This window comes from Ottowia sp., from assembly GCF_035325765.1.
Classification (GTDB): Bacteria; Pseudomonadota; Gammaproteobacteria; order Burkholderiales; family Burkholderiaceae_C; genus Ottowia.
In genome coordinates this window covers 1-14,405 of sequence record NZ_DAOKZG010000061.1, presented here as the reverse complement: position 1 = coordinate 14,405, position 14,405 = coordinate 1, and the positions used below count along the sequence as shown (strand labels likewise).

The window sequence follows — 14,405 nt, the reverse complement described above, 5'->3', positions numbered from 1 at the left end:
TCGCCCTCGCTGTTGATCAGGATCGCGCCCTCGCCGCGGCAGCCCTCGGTCAGCAGCACGCCGGCACCGTAGACGCCGGTCGGGTGGAACTGCCAGAACTCCATGTCCTGCAGCGGGATGCCGGCGCGCGCCGCCATGCCCAGGCCGTCGCCGGTGTTGATGTAGGCGTTGGTCGAGGCGGCGAAGATGCGCCCCGCGCCGCCGGTCGCCAGCATCACCGCCTTGGCCTGCAGGATGTAGAGATCGCCGGTCTCCATCTCGATGGCGGTGACGCCGACGATGTCGCCCTCGGCGTCGCGGATCAGGTCCAGCGCCATCCACTCGACGAAGAAGGTGGTGTGCGAGGCGACGTTCTGCTGGTAGAGCGTGTGCAGCATGGCGTGGCCGGTGCGGTCGGCCGCCGCGCAGGCGCGCTGCACCGGCTTTTCGCCGTAGTGCGTGGTGTGGCCGCCGAACGGGCGCTGGTAGATGGTGCCGTCCGGGTTGCGGTCGAACGGCATGCCCCAGTGCTCGAGCTCGTAGACCGCGCGCGGCGCCTCGCGGCACATGAACTCGATCGCGTCCTGGTCGCCCAGCCAGTCGCCGCCCTTGACGGTGTCGTAGAAGTGGTAGTGCCAGTTGTCCTCGCTCATGTTGCCGAGCGCGGCGGCGATGCCGCCCTGCGCCGCCACCGTGTGCGAGCGCGTCGGGAAGACCTTGGACAGCACGGCCACGTTCAGTCCGGCGCGCGCCAGCTGCAGCGAGGCGCTCATGCCGGAGCCGCCGGCGCCCACGATCACGACGTCGAACTTGCGGACGGCGATTTTGTCTTTGGTGTAGCTCATGTTCTCTTGGATTCCGTGATTTCCGTCGGGAGGTCGCTGACGTGTCGCCCTCACAGGCGCCACAGCACCTCGATCGCCCAGCCGCCGCAACTGATCAGCCAGACCACGCTGGCCGCCTGCAGCAGCAGGCGCAGGCCGGCGGGCTTGCCGTAGTCGTACCAGATGCTGCACATGCCGACCCAGGCGTGCCAGATCAGCGCCACGATGGTGGTGAAGGTCAGCGCCTTCATCCATTGCGGGGAGAACACCGCGGCCCAGGCCTCGTAGTCGATCGGCCCCTGGATCAGCAGCAGGCGCAGCAGCACCAGCAGCGTAAACAGCCCCATCACCACCGCGCTGATGCGCTGCACCAGGAAGTCCTTCCAGCCGTAGTGCGCGCCCACCACGAGGCGCTTGTTGCCATAGGTCACAGCCATTTCTACGCTCCTCTTTGCTTGAATTCAGTACAGGCCAAACAGCTTGGCGCCCAGGACCAGCGTGAGCAGCGAGCTCAGTCCCAGCACCACGACGGCCGTGTGGCGGCCAAAGGGCTTGGTGGTGCGGTGCGTGACGTCCAGGATGAGGTGGCGCACGCCGGCCAGGATGTGCAGCAGGTAGGCCCAGATCAGCGCCAGCACCACCAGCTTGATGAACCAGCCCGGGAAGATCCAGAGCCCGGTGCTGAAGGCGGCGCTGAACTGGCCGAAGGAGATTTCGGAGGACACCGACTTGTCGAACAGCCAGATGATGAAGGGCAGCAGGAAGAACATCAGCGCCCCGCTCACCCGATGCAGGATCGAGGTCCATCCCGCCAGCGGCAGCCGGTAGGTGGTCAGGTCGCGGAAGACATTGAGGTTGCGGAACTCGGGCCGCGGTTTGGTGGCTTCGCTCATGGGTCGATTCTCGTGGGGGAACTGGGTGACGGGCGTGCTGGACGTGACAAACGTCTCGTCAAATTCTATTGCAATGCAACAAGCAGTAGCGAAAGCTTGCGCCTGCAACAGCGATCATGACAGCCCGTGGCGGATTGGCAAGCGCCAGGCAGAGCCGGCGCGCGGCCGCGTGCAGCGGGGCAGCGACGGCCCGGGGCAGCGCGAGCGGCAGGTCGGACACGTTCGGCGGGGCACGTGGCTCAATTGAGCTCGTTGCGGTAATGGTGGGAATCCGTCCGGTAGAGGCCGCGCCGCAGCTCCATGGGCACGTCGTTGTAGGTGTAGGCGATGCGTTCGACGCTCAGCAGCGGCGTTGCCACCGTCACGTCCAGCAGCGCCGCCTGCGCCGCGTCCGGCAGCACGGCCCGGATGCGCTCGTCGGCGCGCACCATGCGCACGCCGAACTCCGACTCGAACAAGGCGTACATCGGTCCGTGGTAGTCCATCAGGCGCTCGGCCGTGAGTCCCTTGAACGGCCCGCCGGGCAGCCAGAGGTCCTCCAGGATCGTCGGCACCCCGCCAAAGCGCAGCAGGCGCCGCGCCTGCAGCACCGCGTCGCCGGTGCGCAGGCCCAGCGCGCGCGCGACGTCGGCGCTCGCCCGCTGGCGCCGGCACTCGACGAAATCGCGCTGCGCCGGACCTTCGCTGTCGATCGTGCCTTGGTCCGGATGCAGGCGCAGGAAGCGGTATTGCACCTGGCGCGCCGCATGCGTGGCCACGAAGGTGCCACGCCCCTGGCGCCGCACCAGCAGGTGCTCGGCCGCCAGCTCCTCCACCGCCTTGCGCACCGTGCCCTGGCTCACCCTGTAGCGCGCGGCCAGCTCCATTTCGCTGGGGATCACCTCGCCCGGCTTCCATTCGCCCTGCTGCAATCCCTGCAGGATCAGGCCCTTGATCTGCTGGTAGAGCGGGCTGAACGACGGCGTGGCCGTGCTCGTCGCGGCCAGCGCCGGAGCGTCGCGGGAATCGGGATCGGGCAGCGGTGACGGGTGGCTGGTGAAGACCATGGTGCAAGCCGGATCCGGGCGCACGGATCCGGTCCCAAAAAAGTCAAAATCATATCTTATATAAGACATAAGATAAATTGACGACCTAGGGTTTTCGCGGATACACTTGAAAGTTGTCCGCGACACGCGGCCGATGCACACGCACGGCCGGAGCCGCGTCCCGCTTCCACCCCAACCGACCGGAGAACCATCCATGAGCAAGAAGCCCGTTCGCGTCGCCGTCACCGGCGCCGCCGGCCACATCGGCTACGCCCTGCTGTTTCGCATCGCCGCGGGCGAAATGCTCGGCAAGGACCAGCCGGTGATCCTGCAACTGCTGGAGATTCCGGACGAGCGGGCGCAGAAGGCGCTGAAGGGCGTGATGATGGAATTGGAAGACTGCGCCTTCCCGCTGCTGGCCGGCATGGAGGCGCACAGCGACCCGATGACTGCCTTCAAGGACACCGACTATGCCCTGCTGGTCGGCGCCCGCCCGCGCGGCCCGGGCATGGAGCGCGCCGACCTGCTGGCCGCCAACGCCCAGATCTTCACCGCCCAGGGCAAGGCGCTGAACGCGGTGGCATCGCGCAACGTCAAGGTGCTGGTGGTCGGCAACCCGGCCAACACCAACGCCTACATCGCGATGAAGTCGGCGCCCGACCTGCCGGCCGGCAACTTCACCGCCATGCTGCGCCTGGACCACAACCGCGCGGCCAGCCAGATCGCCGCCAAGACCGGCAAGCCGGTGGCCAGCATCAAGAAGCTCTGCGTCTGGGGCAACCACTCGCCCACCATGTATGCCGACTACCGCTTCGCCACCATCGATGGCGCCAGCGTCAAGGACATGATCAACGACCAGGCCTGGAACGCCGACGTGTTCCTGCCCACGGTCGGCAAGCGCGGCGCCGCCATCATCGACGCGCGCGGCCTCTCCTCGGCCGCCAGCGCGGCCAATGCGGCGATCGGCCACATGCGCGACTGGGCGCTGGGCACGGGCGGCGAGTGGGTCACCATGGGCGTGCCGTCGCAGGGCTGGTACGGCATTCCCAAGGACATCATCTTCGGCTTCCCGGTCACCTGCGAGAACGGCACGTACAAGGTGGTCGAGGGCCTGGCGATCGATGCCTTCAGCCAGGAGCGCATCGACAAGACACTGGCCGAGCTCGAAGGCGAGCGCGACGGCGTCAAGCACCTGCTGTAAGACACGCCGGAGCCGCCGCATGGCCCACCCTCGCGACATCCTGCTGGGCGCCCAGGCCGCCGCCGGCCTGCTGCCGGTGTGCGATCACTACAGCGGCGTCGAGGACCGCATGCGCAAGAGCCTGCAGCTGCAGGCCGAGCTGGCCGAGGAGTTCGGCACCTGCGTGGTCGACGTCACGCTCGACTGCGAGGACGGCGCGCCGGTCGGCGGCGAGGCCGAGCATGCCGCCATGGTGGCCGAACTGGCGTGCGGCGTGCCGGCGTCGCTGCGCGTGGCGGCACGCGTGCACCCGGTGGACCACCCGGCCTTCGAGAACGACGTCGCCACCCTGGTCGGCACCCAGGGCGCGCGCTGGTGCCACCTGATGCTCCCGAAGACTGAGTCGGTGGACGATGTCGACACGGCGGTCGCCACCATCGACGCTGCCGGCGGCGAGGGCCTGCCGGTGCACGTGCTGATCGAGTCGCCGCTGGCGGTTTCGCGCGTGTTCGCGATCGCAGCGCATCCGCGCGTGCAGTCGCTCAGCTTCGGCCTGATGGATTTCGTCTCGGCGCACGGCGGCGCCATTCCGGCCAGCGGCATGGGCCTGCAGGGCCAGTTCACGCACCCGCTGGTGCTGCGCGCCAAGCTGGAAATCGCCTCCGCCGCGCATGCCCACGGCAAGGTGCCGTCGCACAGCGTGGTGACCGAGTTCCGCGATGAAGCGGCGGTGCGCGATGCCGCGCGCCGCGCCGCCACGCAACTGGGCTACACGCGCATGTGGAGCATCCACCCGGCGCAGATTCGGCCCATCCTGGCGGCCATGGCACCGGATGCACAGCAGGTCGAGGAGGCCGCCGCCATCCTGTTGGCGGCAGCGCGGGCCGACTGGGCCCCCATCAGCCACCAGGGCGCGCTGCAGGACCGGGCCAGTTACCGTCACTTCTGGCAGGTGCTGGAACGTGCGCACGCCACCGGCCGAACCTTGCCGGCCGAAATCGCTCCATGGTTCTGAAACCGTTTCTGGCACAGTTCCCCTTTTCACCCTCCCTTGCTTGAAAGTGATCGACGCATGACACGCACTACCCTGGTCGCCCTTGTCGCCGCCCTGCTCGTTCCGCTGGGGACGGTCCACGCACAGCAAGCCAGCAAGACCGCCAAGCCGGCGCCGGCGAAAAAGGTCGTGAAGACCAGGAAGAAGGTGAACGCGCCCGCGGCCAAGGCGGTCGAGGCGGCGACGCCGGTGGAAACGCCGAGCGAACGCCTGACCGAGCAGGAGCTGGCGCTGGCCGGACAGATCCACACCGGCCAGATCCCCTGCGAGCTGGGCGCGAGCGTCGCCATCGACGCCGACGAGAAGAACCCGGGCTTCTTCCACGTGCGCGCCGGCAAGGAGGCCTACTACATGCACCCGGTGACCAGCCGCACCGGCGCCATTCGCATGGAAGACAACCGGGCCGGCGCGATGTGGCTGCAGCTGGGCAACAAGTCGATGCTGCTGAACCAGAAGATCGGCCAGCGCGTGGCCGACGAATGCGCCGCGCCGACCCAGCGCGAATTTGCGGCGCGCATGAAGACCCAGCCGCAAGTCAACCTGCTGGGCGACGTCAAGAACTGATTCACACCTTGCCAGCGCCCGGCGCCGCCCTGGCCGCAAGGGGTGGTGCGGGCCAGGTTTTGCCAGATTGGAGAAGAAAATGCTGAAAGCCTATCGAATTCACGCGGCCGAGCGCGCCGCCCTGGGCATCCCGCCCCTGCCCCTGGACGCGCGCCAGGTGGCCGACCTGATCGAGCTGATCAAGAACCCGCCCGCCGGCGAGGACCCGGCCTTCCTGCTCGACCTGCTCACGCACCGGGTGCCGCCGGGCGTGGACGAGGCGGCCCAGGTCAAGGCCTCGTTCCTGGCCGCCGTCGCGCACGGCGACATCAAGGTTGCCCTGATCTCGCGCGCCCGCGCCACCGAGCTGCTGGGCACCATGGTCGGCGGCTACAACGTGCACCCGCTGATCGAGCTGCTGGACGACGCCGAGGTGGCCGAGGTCGCCGCCAACGCGCTCAAGCACACCCTGCTGGTGTTCGACTACTTCAACGACGTCGCCGCCAAGGCGAAGGCCGGCAGCACCCGGGCGGCCGAGGTGCTGCAGTCCTGGGCCGACGCCGAGTGGTTCACCAGCCGGCCCGAGGTCGCGCGCCAGATCACGGCCACCGTGTTCAAGGTGCCGGGCGAGACCAACACCGACGACCTCTCGCCCGCGCCCGACGCCACCACGCGTCCGGACATCCCGCTGCACTACCTGGCCATGCTCAAGAACGCGCGCCCAGACGCTGCCTTCAAGCCCGAGCAGGACGGCGTGCGCGGCCCGATCCAGTTCATCGAGGACCTGAAGAAGAAGGGCCACGTCGTGGCCTACGTCGGCGACGTCGTCGGCACCGGCTCGAGCCGCAAGTCGGCCACCAACTCGGTCATCTGGGCCACCGGCGAGGACATCCCGTACGTGCCCAACAAGCGCTTCGGCGGCGTCTGCCTGGGCGGCAAGATCGCGCCGATCTTCTTCAACACGCAGGAGGATTCCGGCGCGCTGCCGATCGAGGTCGACGTCTCGCAGATGGAGATGGGCGACGTGATCGACATCTTCCCCTACGACGGCCGCATCGAGAAGAACGGCCAGAACATCGCCGACTTCGCGCTCAAGAGCGAGGTGCTGCTGGACGAGGTGCGCGCCGGCGGCCGCATCAACCTGATCATCGGCCGCGCGCTCACGGCCAAGGCGCGCGAGGCCCTGGGCCTGCCCGTCTCCACCGTGTTCCGCCTGCCGCAGGCGCCGGCCGAGTCCAGCGCCGGCTTTACCCTGGCGCAAAAGATGGTGGGCCGCGCCTGCGGCCTGCCCGAGGGCCAGGGCATCCGCCCCGGCACCTACTGCGAGCCCAAGATGACCACCGTCGGCAGCCAGGACACCACCGGCCCGATGACCCGCGACGAACTCAAGGACCTGGCCTGCCTGGGCTTCTCGGCCGATCTGGTGATGCAGTCGTTCTGCCACACCGCGGCCTACCCCAAGCCCGTGGACGTCAAGACGCACCGCGAGCTGCCGGCCTTCATCAGCAGCCGCGGTGGCGTCTCGCTGCGCCCGGGCGACGGCGTGATCCACTCCTGGCTGAACCGCCTGCTGCTGCCCGACACCGTGGGCACCGGCGGCGACTCGCACACGCGCTTCCCGATCGGCATCTCGTTCCCGGCCGGCTCCGGTCTGGTGGCCTTCGCCGCCGCCACCGGCACGATGCCGCTGGACATGCCCGAGTCGGTACTGGTGCGCTTCAAGGGCAAGATGCAGCCGGGCGTCACCCTGCGCGACCTGGTGCACGCGATCCCCCTCTACGCCATCAAGGCTGGGCTGGTCACGGTGGCGAAGGCCGGCAAGAAGAACATCTTCTCCGGCAAGATCCTGGAGATCGAGGGCCTGCCCGACCTCAAGGTGGAACAGGCGTTCGAGCTCTCCGACGCCTCGGCCGAGCGCAGCGCCGCCGGCTGCACCATCAAGCTCAACCAGGAGCCGATCATCGAGTACCTGCAGTCCAACGTGGTGCTGATGAAAAACATGATCGCCGACGGCTACGAGGACGCGCGCACCCTGCGCCGCCGCATCGAGAAGGTCGAGGCCTGGCTGGCCGACCCGCAGCTGCTGCAGGCCGACGCCGACGCCGAATACGCCGCCGTGATCGAGATCGACCTCGACGAGATCAAGGAGCCCATCGTCTGCTGCCCGAACGACCCGGACGACGCCAAGTTCCTGTCCGAGGTCGCCGGCACGAAGATCGACGAGACCTTCATCGGCTCGTGCATGACCAACATCGGGCACTTCCGCGCCGCGGCCAAGCTGCTGGGCGGCCAGCGCGACATCCCGACGCGCCTGTGGGTGGCGCCACCAACCAAGATGGACGAGAGCGAGCTCATCAAGGAAGGCCACTACGCCGCCTTCGGCGCCGCTGGCGCGCGCACCGAGATGCCCGGCTGCTCGCTGTGCATGGGCAACCAGGCGCAGGCGCGCGAGGGCGCGACGGTGATCTCCACCTCGACCCGCAACTTCCCCAACCGGCTGGGCCGCAACACCAACGTGTTCCTGGGCTCGGCCGAGCTGGCGGCCATCGCCTCGCGCCTGGGCTACCTGCCCACGCCGGAGGAATACCTCAAGGAAATGGGCATCATCGAGGCCGACAAGGACAGCGTCTACCGCTACATGAACTTCGACCAGATCGAGGAATACGTGGCCAACGCGGAACGCGCGGCGGTCTGAGCCTCGACCCCGCACTCACCGCTGCAACCAGGCCCGCCGCGCGCGGGCCTGCCTGCGTGGAGAACGCACGCGGGGCACGCCGGCCATGCCACCGGGATGCGCGCGCTGCTTCATACGAAAAGTTATAATAATCAGCTTTGCCGCTTTTTTTTGATGGTCTTGGCTGGCCACCAATTGCTGGTCTTTTCCACGTTCAAAGGAGGTAACCGACGTGTACGGGCTGCACTTGACTGCTGATTTGTATGCGTGCCAGGGTGGCGCGGAACTCATGATCGACCCGGTTGCGATTGCGCAACTGTGCCGAACGCGCACCGAGGCCTCGGGCCTCACCCTGGTCGACGACAAATGGGTCAAGTTTCCGGACTGGCAGGGCCAGCCCGGCGGCGTCACGGGCGCGGTGCTGCTGGCCGAATCGCACCTGGCCATCCACACCTGGCCGGAGACCGGCAACGTCACGCTCGACGTCTACGTCTGCAACTTCTCCGGCGACAACTCGGGCAAGGCCCAGCAGCTGCTGGAAACCGTCATCGAGGCCTACAAGCCGGGGCGCATCGTGCGCAACGAACTGGTGCGCGGCGACATCAGCGCCAATGCCCTGCCCGCCTCCCCGACGCCCGAGGAGGAAGGCTGGATCGTCGAGGAGCTGGCGCCGTCCGCCAGCTTCAGCTACCGCGGCAAGGTGCTGGAGCGCCAGACCACGCCCTACCAGTCGCTCGAGGTGCTGGAGACCTCGCCGTTCGGGCGCGTGCTGCGCCTGGACGGACGCTTCATGACCTCCGAGAAGGAGGAATTCTTCTACCACGAGTCCCTGGTGCATCCGGCCGCCATGGCGCACCCGGCGCCGACGCGCTGCCTGATCATCGGCGGCGGCGACGGCGGCGCGGCGGAAGAACTGCTCAAGCACCCGAGCGTGCGCGAGCTGGTGATCGCCGAGCTCGACGCCCAGGTGATCGAGGTGGCACGCAAGCAGCTCAAGGCCGTGCATCGCGGCGCCTTCGACGACCCGCGGGTGCGTGTCGAGATCGGCGACGGCATGGCCTACGTCGACCGCTCGCCCGGCCAGTTCGACCTGATCCTGATGGATCTGACCGACCCGGACACGCCGGCCAGCGCGCTGTACGAACCGGCGGCGCTGGCGCGCATGCAGCGTGCGCTGGCACCTGGCGGCGCGCTGGTGCTGCACCTGGGCAGCCCGGTGTTCCACCCGGAGCAGGTGCGCAGGCTGCTCGGCCACCTGCAGGCGCAGTTCCGCGAGGTCAGCCCGCTCGGCCTGTACATCCCGCTCTACGGCGCCTACTGGGGCCTGGCGGTGGCCTCCGACTCGCTGCGCCCTCCGGACCTGACGGCCGCCGAGGTGCAGCGTCGCCTGGATGCCCGCGCCATCAGCAACCTGCAGCACTACAACGCCGACATCCACGGCGCCCTGTTTGCCCTGCCGAACTACTATCGCGCCCTGCTGCCGACGCCCGAGCCCGCCGACGTCGCCGCCGCGCACTGAGATTCCACGCGCCACGCCGTGGCGCAGCCCGGCTCGGACGCCACGATTGCCCCTTGCCAGCGCGGCCTGAACGCGCTCCCGTCCGCACGCAGGGCGCCCAGCGTGCGGAAGCGCCGTGCGGCACGCGCATGGAGTCAACCCACCCGCATCGATCCGGTGCAGCGCCCAGAGGCAGTGCCGTGGGCAGGCTGCATTCCCGCACACGATTCAGGCATCGTCATTCGCGATGTCAATACGCCGCATTCGACTGATAATGCTTCGTTGCATCGCATATCGCGATGACTCAAGCATTCTCGCGCCTTGCACGCTCCATCCCACGCCCTGGCACGTCGCATCGACCTGGTCTCGCTGCGCCTGTTCGTCGCCGTCGCCGAGGAAGGCAGCATCGCGCGCGCGGCCGAACGCGAGTTCATTGCCGCCTCGGCGGCCAGCAAGCGCATGGCCGAACTCGAGCACGCCCTGGCCACGCCGCTGCTGTATCGGCGCGCGCGCGGGGTGGAGCTGACGCCGGCCGGCCAGAGCCTGCTGCTGCACGCGCGCAGCGTGCTCTACGGCGTCGAGAAAATGGAGCGCGAGCTGGCCGAGTACGCCAGCGGCGTGCGCGGCCACGTCCGGGTGCACGCCAGCATGTCGGCAATCGTGCAATTCCTGCCGGACGACCTGGGCCGCTTCGTGCGCCAGCATCCGCAGGTCAAGCTGGATCTGGAAGAACACCTGTCGTCCGAGGTAGCGCGGGCCGTGGCCGAGGGCGCGGCCGACCTCGGCATCGGCTCGATCGACGCCGCGGCCACCCATCTGCAGGTGCGCCCCTACCGCCAGGACCGGCTGGCCCTGGTGGTGCCGGCCGGCCATGCGCTGGCTGGGCGCGCCTCACTGCATTTCGCCGAGACGCTGGACTGTGACCAGGTCGGCCTGCACGTGGGCAGCTCGATCTCGCTGGCCGTGCAGCAGGCCGCCGCGCGCGCCGGCGGCGCGGTGCGCCTGCGCATCCGCGTCACCGGCCTGGACGCGATGTGCCGCATGATCGCCAGCGGCCTGGGCGTGGGCGTGATGCCGTTGCGCGCGTTCGAACTGCTGCGCGGCAGCAGCGCCTTGCACGCGATCCGCTTGCTGGACGACTGGGCGACGCGCCACATCAACCTGGTGGCGCGCGACTTCGCCAGCCTGCCGCCGACCGCGCGCGCCCTGCTGGAACACCTCGAAAAGCCGCCCGCGACACTAGAATTCCAACCCTGACCAGAAGCTTCCGCCCATGACCGCACGCACGCTGTACGACAAGATCTGGGACGACCACGTCGTCCACACCGAGGACGATGGCACGTCCATCCTCTACATCGACCGCCACCTGGTGCACGAGGTCACCAGCCCGCAGGCCTTCGAAGGCCTGCGCCAGGCCGGGCGCAAGGTCTGGCGCACCAGCAGCGTGGTCGCCACGGCCGACCACAACACGCCCACCACCGGCTGGGAGCGCGGCTACGACGGCATCGCCGACCCGATCAGCAAGGAGCAGATCGTCACGCTCGACGCCAACATCCAGGCCAGCGGCGCGGCCGCCTACTTTCCGTTCCTGAACCAGCGCCAGGGCATCGTGCACGTCATCGGCCCGGAGAACGGCGCCACCCTGCCCGGCATGACCGTGGTCTGCGGCGACAGCCACACCAGCACCCACGGCGCCTTCGGCGCGCTGGCGCACGGCATCGGCACCAGCGAGGTCGAGCACGTGCTGGCCACGCAGACCCTGCTGGCCAAGAAATCGAAGAACATGCTGGTGCGCGTGAACGGCAAGGCGCCGCTGGGCATCACGGCCAAGGACATCGTGCTCGCCATCATCGGCAGGATCGGCACCGCCGGCGGCACTGGCCACACCATCGAGTTCGCCGGCGAGGCGATCCGCGACCTGTCGATGGAGGGCCGCATGACGGTGTGCAACATGACCATCGAGGCCGGCGCGCGCGCCGGCCTGATCGCCGTCGACGACAAGACCATCGAATACATCAAGGGCCGCCCGATGGCGCCCGGCACCGACCGCGCCACCGGCAAGTTCGTCGGCGGCCCCGAATGGGATCAGGCCGTGGCCTACTGGCGCACCCTGCACTCGGACGAGGGCGCCCGCTTCGACACCGTCGTCGAGCTCGACGCGCGCGAGATCGTGCCGCAGGTGAGCTGGGGCACCAACCCCGAGATGGTCACCGGCATCGACGGCCACGTGCCCGACCCCGAGAAGGAGAAGGACGAAGGCAAGCGCCACGCCATGGAGCGCGCCCTGGCCTACATGGCGCTGCAGCCCGGCAAGGCCATGACCGACATCCACATCGACAAGGTCTTCATCGGCAGCTGCACCAACAGCCGCATCGAGGACCTGCGCGCCGCCGCCGCCGTGGTCCGGCACCTGGGGCGCAAGGTCGCGCCCAACGTCAAGCTGGCCATGGTCGTGCCCGGCTCGGGCCTGGTCAAGCGCCAGGCCGAGGCCGAGGGCCTCGACCAGATCTTCATCGCCGCCGGCTTCGAATGGCGCGAGCCCGGCTGCTCCATGTGCCTGGCCATTAACGCCGACCGGCTCGAACCCGGCGAGCGCTGCGCCTCCACGTCCAACCGCAACTTCGAGGGCCGCCAGGGCCAGGGCGGCCGCACCCACCTCGTCAGCCCCGCGATGGCAGCCGCCGCGGCCGTGCACGGCCACTTCGTCGACATCCGCCGTTTCGCGTAAGCTAGCGGCCTCCGTGTTTTCCCCCACCCTCCCGAGGAGATCGTCATGAAGAAAGTCGTTTTCCTGATCGCCGTCGCCTTTGCGCTGGTCGGTTGCAACACGGTCCAGGGCGTCGGCAAGGACGTCCAGAAGGCCGGTTCCGCCGTCGAGAAGGCCGCCAAGTAAGCGCCCCCGGCTTCGGGCAGGCATCCGCCCTGCCCGGCCCGTTCACTGTGTCGACACCGGCATCTGGCGCCGCCCGCGCCAGGTCGGCCGTCGGCACGCATGCCGCAGATCCGCACCATGGAAAAATTCACCACGCACCGGGGCTTGGTCGCTCCGCTCGACCGGGACAACGTCGACACCGACGCCATCATCCCCAAGCAGTTCCTCAAGTCGATCAAGAAGACCGGCTTCGGCCCCAACCTGTTCGACGAGTGGCGCTACCTGGACCACGGCGAGCCCGGCATGGACCCGGCCACGCGCAAGCCGAACCCCGACTTCGTGCTCAACCAGCCGCGCTACCAGGGTGCCTCGATCCTGCTCACGCGCCACAACTTCGGCTGCGGCTCCAGCCGTGAGCACGCCCCCTGGGCCCTGCAGCAGTACGGCTTCCGCGCCCTGATCGCGCCCAGCTACGCCGACATCTTCTTCAACAACTGCTTCAAGAACGGCCTGCTGCCCATCGTCCTGCCCGAATCTGCCGTGGACCAGCTGTTCCACGAGGTTGCCGCCTTCCCCGGCTACCAGCTCACCATCGACCTGGAGCGCCAGCGCGTCGTCAAGGGCGACGGCACCGAACTGCCCTTCGACGTCGACCCCTTCCGCAAGCACTGCCTGCTCGGCGGCCTGGACGACATTGGCCTGACGCTGCAGCACAAGGACGCGATTGCGAGCTTCGAGACGCAGCGACTGGCGAAGAAGCCGTGGCTGGCGCATACGTTTTGAGATCAGGTCGGACGGCGGTACGGCGCATTCGACTGGGCAAATTCAGGTTTGCCTGAACGACCCGAAATGAAAATTCAAGGCCCGACCGAAGTGACCGGGCGACGTTATGCGACCGCTCGCCAAAACATTCTCGTCGTCTAATTCTAGTTAGGCCATTCTCTATGCCGGTCATAAGGGTCACTTCAATTGCAGAGTATGCGACGGCCCTTGCGGACATTCCGTTGGCGCGCGGACGCACACGATTTTTTCGGGGTCATTCCGACTATAAAAATTACAAACTTGAGCCAAGCGTTTTTCGGAAACCCAACCTGATAGAAAATGAAGAATCGCTAATTCAAGAAGCGAAAATTCGCTGCCCATCAGACCTTCCCTCATCTCTTTCATTCATTGAGGCACTCGTTCGCCTTCAACATTATGGATTGCCCACCCGACTGCTTGATCTCACTGCCAATTCGCTAGTCGCTCTATATTTCGCCTGTAAGCACAAAGAAAAAACCGAAGGTGAAGTAATTGTTCTAGATATTCCGGACAATCAGATCAAATTTCACGACAGCGATACTGTTGCAATTTTGGCAAATATTGCCCGTCGTCCGAAAGCATTCAATGTCTACACTTTGCCAGCGGACAGAGACAAATTCAATGAAGATCCTCAAGTCGGGAGATTGCTACATGACATTCGGAACGATAAGCCGGCCTTCAGAAACATCATTGAACCGTCGGACCTACGGCGTGTCGTGGCTGTTCGCACCCGACTTGACAACGCACGCATCGCACGCCAAGAAGGGGCATTCCTCTTGTTTGGAGCTGATGGAAGCAAGTTGAAGCCAGCGAAGGTGCCAGACGGCTGGCTCGTATGCGGAACCGACGACCGACGAATCATCTTCTCCAATAAGCACAAGCTCAAGCGTGAACTCCTGTCATTCGGCGTATCAGAACAGTCGTTGTTTCCTGAGCTGGAATCACAGGCTGCTGCAATCGTTGCGCGTTACCAAAACAAGTATGCACGCAAGAAAAAAGTGATCTAAGGAAACTCTGCATAACCTAGACACCACGCCTGTTGCGTGAGACAGTCGCACCATG

At 67.1% G+C, this 14,405-nt stretch carries 14 protein-coding genes; 10 read left to right on the top strand and 4 right to left on the bottom strand.

Annotation, left to right across the window (positions count from 1 at the left end; genetic code table 11):
* From PKA16_RS14375 to PKA16_RS14360, 4 genes are all read right to left on the bottom strand, one after another.
* Positions 1 to 824, bottom strand: an 824-nt coding sequence (locus PKA16_RS14375) for an FAD-dependent oxidoreductase (RefSeq protein WP_324404219.1), incomplete at its 3' end; no start/stop codon positions are given.
* 50 nt (positions 825 to 874) lie between these two features.
* Entirely contained in the window at positions 875 to 1,240 is a 366-nt protein-coding gene (gene sdhD, locus PKA16_RS14370) for a succinate dehydrogenase, hydrophobic membrane anchor protein (RefSeq protein ID WP_324404218.1), read from the bottom strand.
* A 24-nt stretch (positions 1,241 to 1,264) separates the two neighbouring features.
* Complete coding sequence (sdhC, locus tag PKA16_RS14365; RefSeq protein ID WP_324404217.1) at positions 1,265 to 1,696, bottom strand: succinate dehydrogenase, cytochrome b556 subunit; 432 nt, start codon at positions 1,694 to 1,696, stop codon at positions 1,265 to 1,267.
* A gap of 239 nt (positions 1,697 to 1,935) precedes the next feature.
* Positions 1,936 to 2,742 carry a GntR family transcriptional regulator gene (locus tag PKA16_RS14360; RefSeq protein WP_324404216.1) on the bottom strand — a complete coding sequence of 269 codons (807 nt, stop codon included), beginning with the start codon at positions 2,740 to 2,742 and terminating at the stop codon, positions 1,936 to 1,938.
* Between the two features lie 193 nt (positions 2,743 to 2,935).
* Between PKA16_RS14360 and PKA16_RS14355 the strand changes: the two genes are divergently transcribed.
* From PKA16_RS14355 to PKA16_RS14310, 10 genes are all read left to right on the top strand, one after another.
* Positions 2,936 to 3,922: a malate dehydrogenase gene (locus PKA16_RS14355; protein WP_324404215.1), complete on the top strand. Its 987-nt coding sequence runs from the start codon at positions 2,936 to 2,938 to the stop codon at positions 3,920 to 3,922.
* 19 nt (positions 3,923 to 3,941) lie between these two features.
* On the top strand, positions 3,942 to 4,916 hold the full coding sequence (locus PKA16_RS14350; protein WP_324404214.1) for an aldolase/citrate lyase family protein: 975 nt from the start codon (positions 3,942 to 3,944) through the stop codon (positions 4,914 to 4,916).
* A gap of 57 nt (positions 4,917 to 4,973) precedes the next feature.
* The gene (locus tag PKA16_RS14345; protein WP_324404213.1) at positions 4,974 to 5,519 is read left to right on the top strand and encodes a hypothetical protein; all 546 of its coding nucleotides are present in this window, start codon (positions 4,974 to 4,976) and stop codon (positions 5,517 to 5,519) included.
* Positions 5,520 to 5,598: 79 nt separating this feature from the next.
* Positions 5,599 to 8,193: a bifunctional aconitate hydratase 2/2-methylisocitrate dehydratase gene (gene acnB / locus PKA16_RS14340; protein ID WP_324404212.1), complete on the top strand. Its 2,595-nt coding sequence runs from the start codon at positions 5,599 to 5,601 to the stop codon at positions 8,191 to 8,193.
* Between the two features lie 211 nt (positions 8,194 to 8,404).
* Positions 8,405 to 9,691 (top strand): polyamine aminopropyltransferase, encoded by a 1,287-nt coding sequence (gene speE / locus PKA16_RS14335; protein WP_324404211.1) that lies wholly within the window; start codon positions 8,405 to 8,407, stop codon positions 9,689 to 9,691.
* A gap of 300 nt (positions 9,692 to 9,991) precedes the next feature.
* Entirely contained in the window at positions 9,992 to 10,927 is a 936-nt protein-coding gene (locus PKA16_RS14330) for a LysR family transcriptional regulator (protein WP_324404210.1), read from the top strand.
* 16 nt (positions 10,928 to 10,943) lie between these two features.
* A complete protein-coding gene (gene leuC, locus PKA16_RS14325) occupies positions 10,944 to 12,398 on the top strand; it encodes a 3-isopropylmalate dehydratase large subunit (protein WP_324404209.1) in 1,455 nt (484 codons plus the stop codon).
* A gap of 45 nt (positions 12,399 to 12,443) precedes the next feature.
* Entirely contained in the window at positions 12,444 to 12,563 is a 120-nt protein-coding gene (locus PKA16_RS14320) for an entericidin A/B family lipoprotein (RefSeq protein ID WP_324404208.1), read from the top strand.
* Positions 12,564 to 12,680: 117 nt separating this feature from the next.
* Positions 12,681 to 13,325 carry a 3-isopropylmalate dehydratase small subunit gene (gene leuD / locus PKA16_RS14315; RefSeq protein ID WP_324404207.1) on the top strand — a complete coding sequence of 215 codons (645 nt, stop codon included), beginning with the start codon at positions 12,681 to 12,683 and terminating at the stop codon, positions 13,323 to 13,325.
* Between the two features lie 161 nt (positions 13,326 to 13,486).
* Positions 13,487 to 14,350: an FRG domain-containing protein gene (locus PKA16_RS14310; RefSeq protein ID WP_324404206.1), complete on the top strand. Its 864-nt coding sequence runs from the start codon at positions 13,487 to 13,489 to the stop codon at positions 14,348 to 14,350.
* Positions 14,351 to 14,405: the final 55 nt, after the last annotated feature.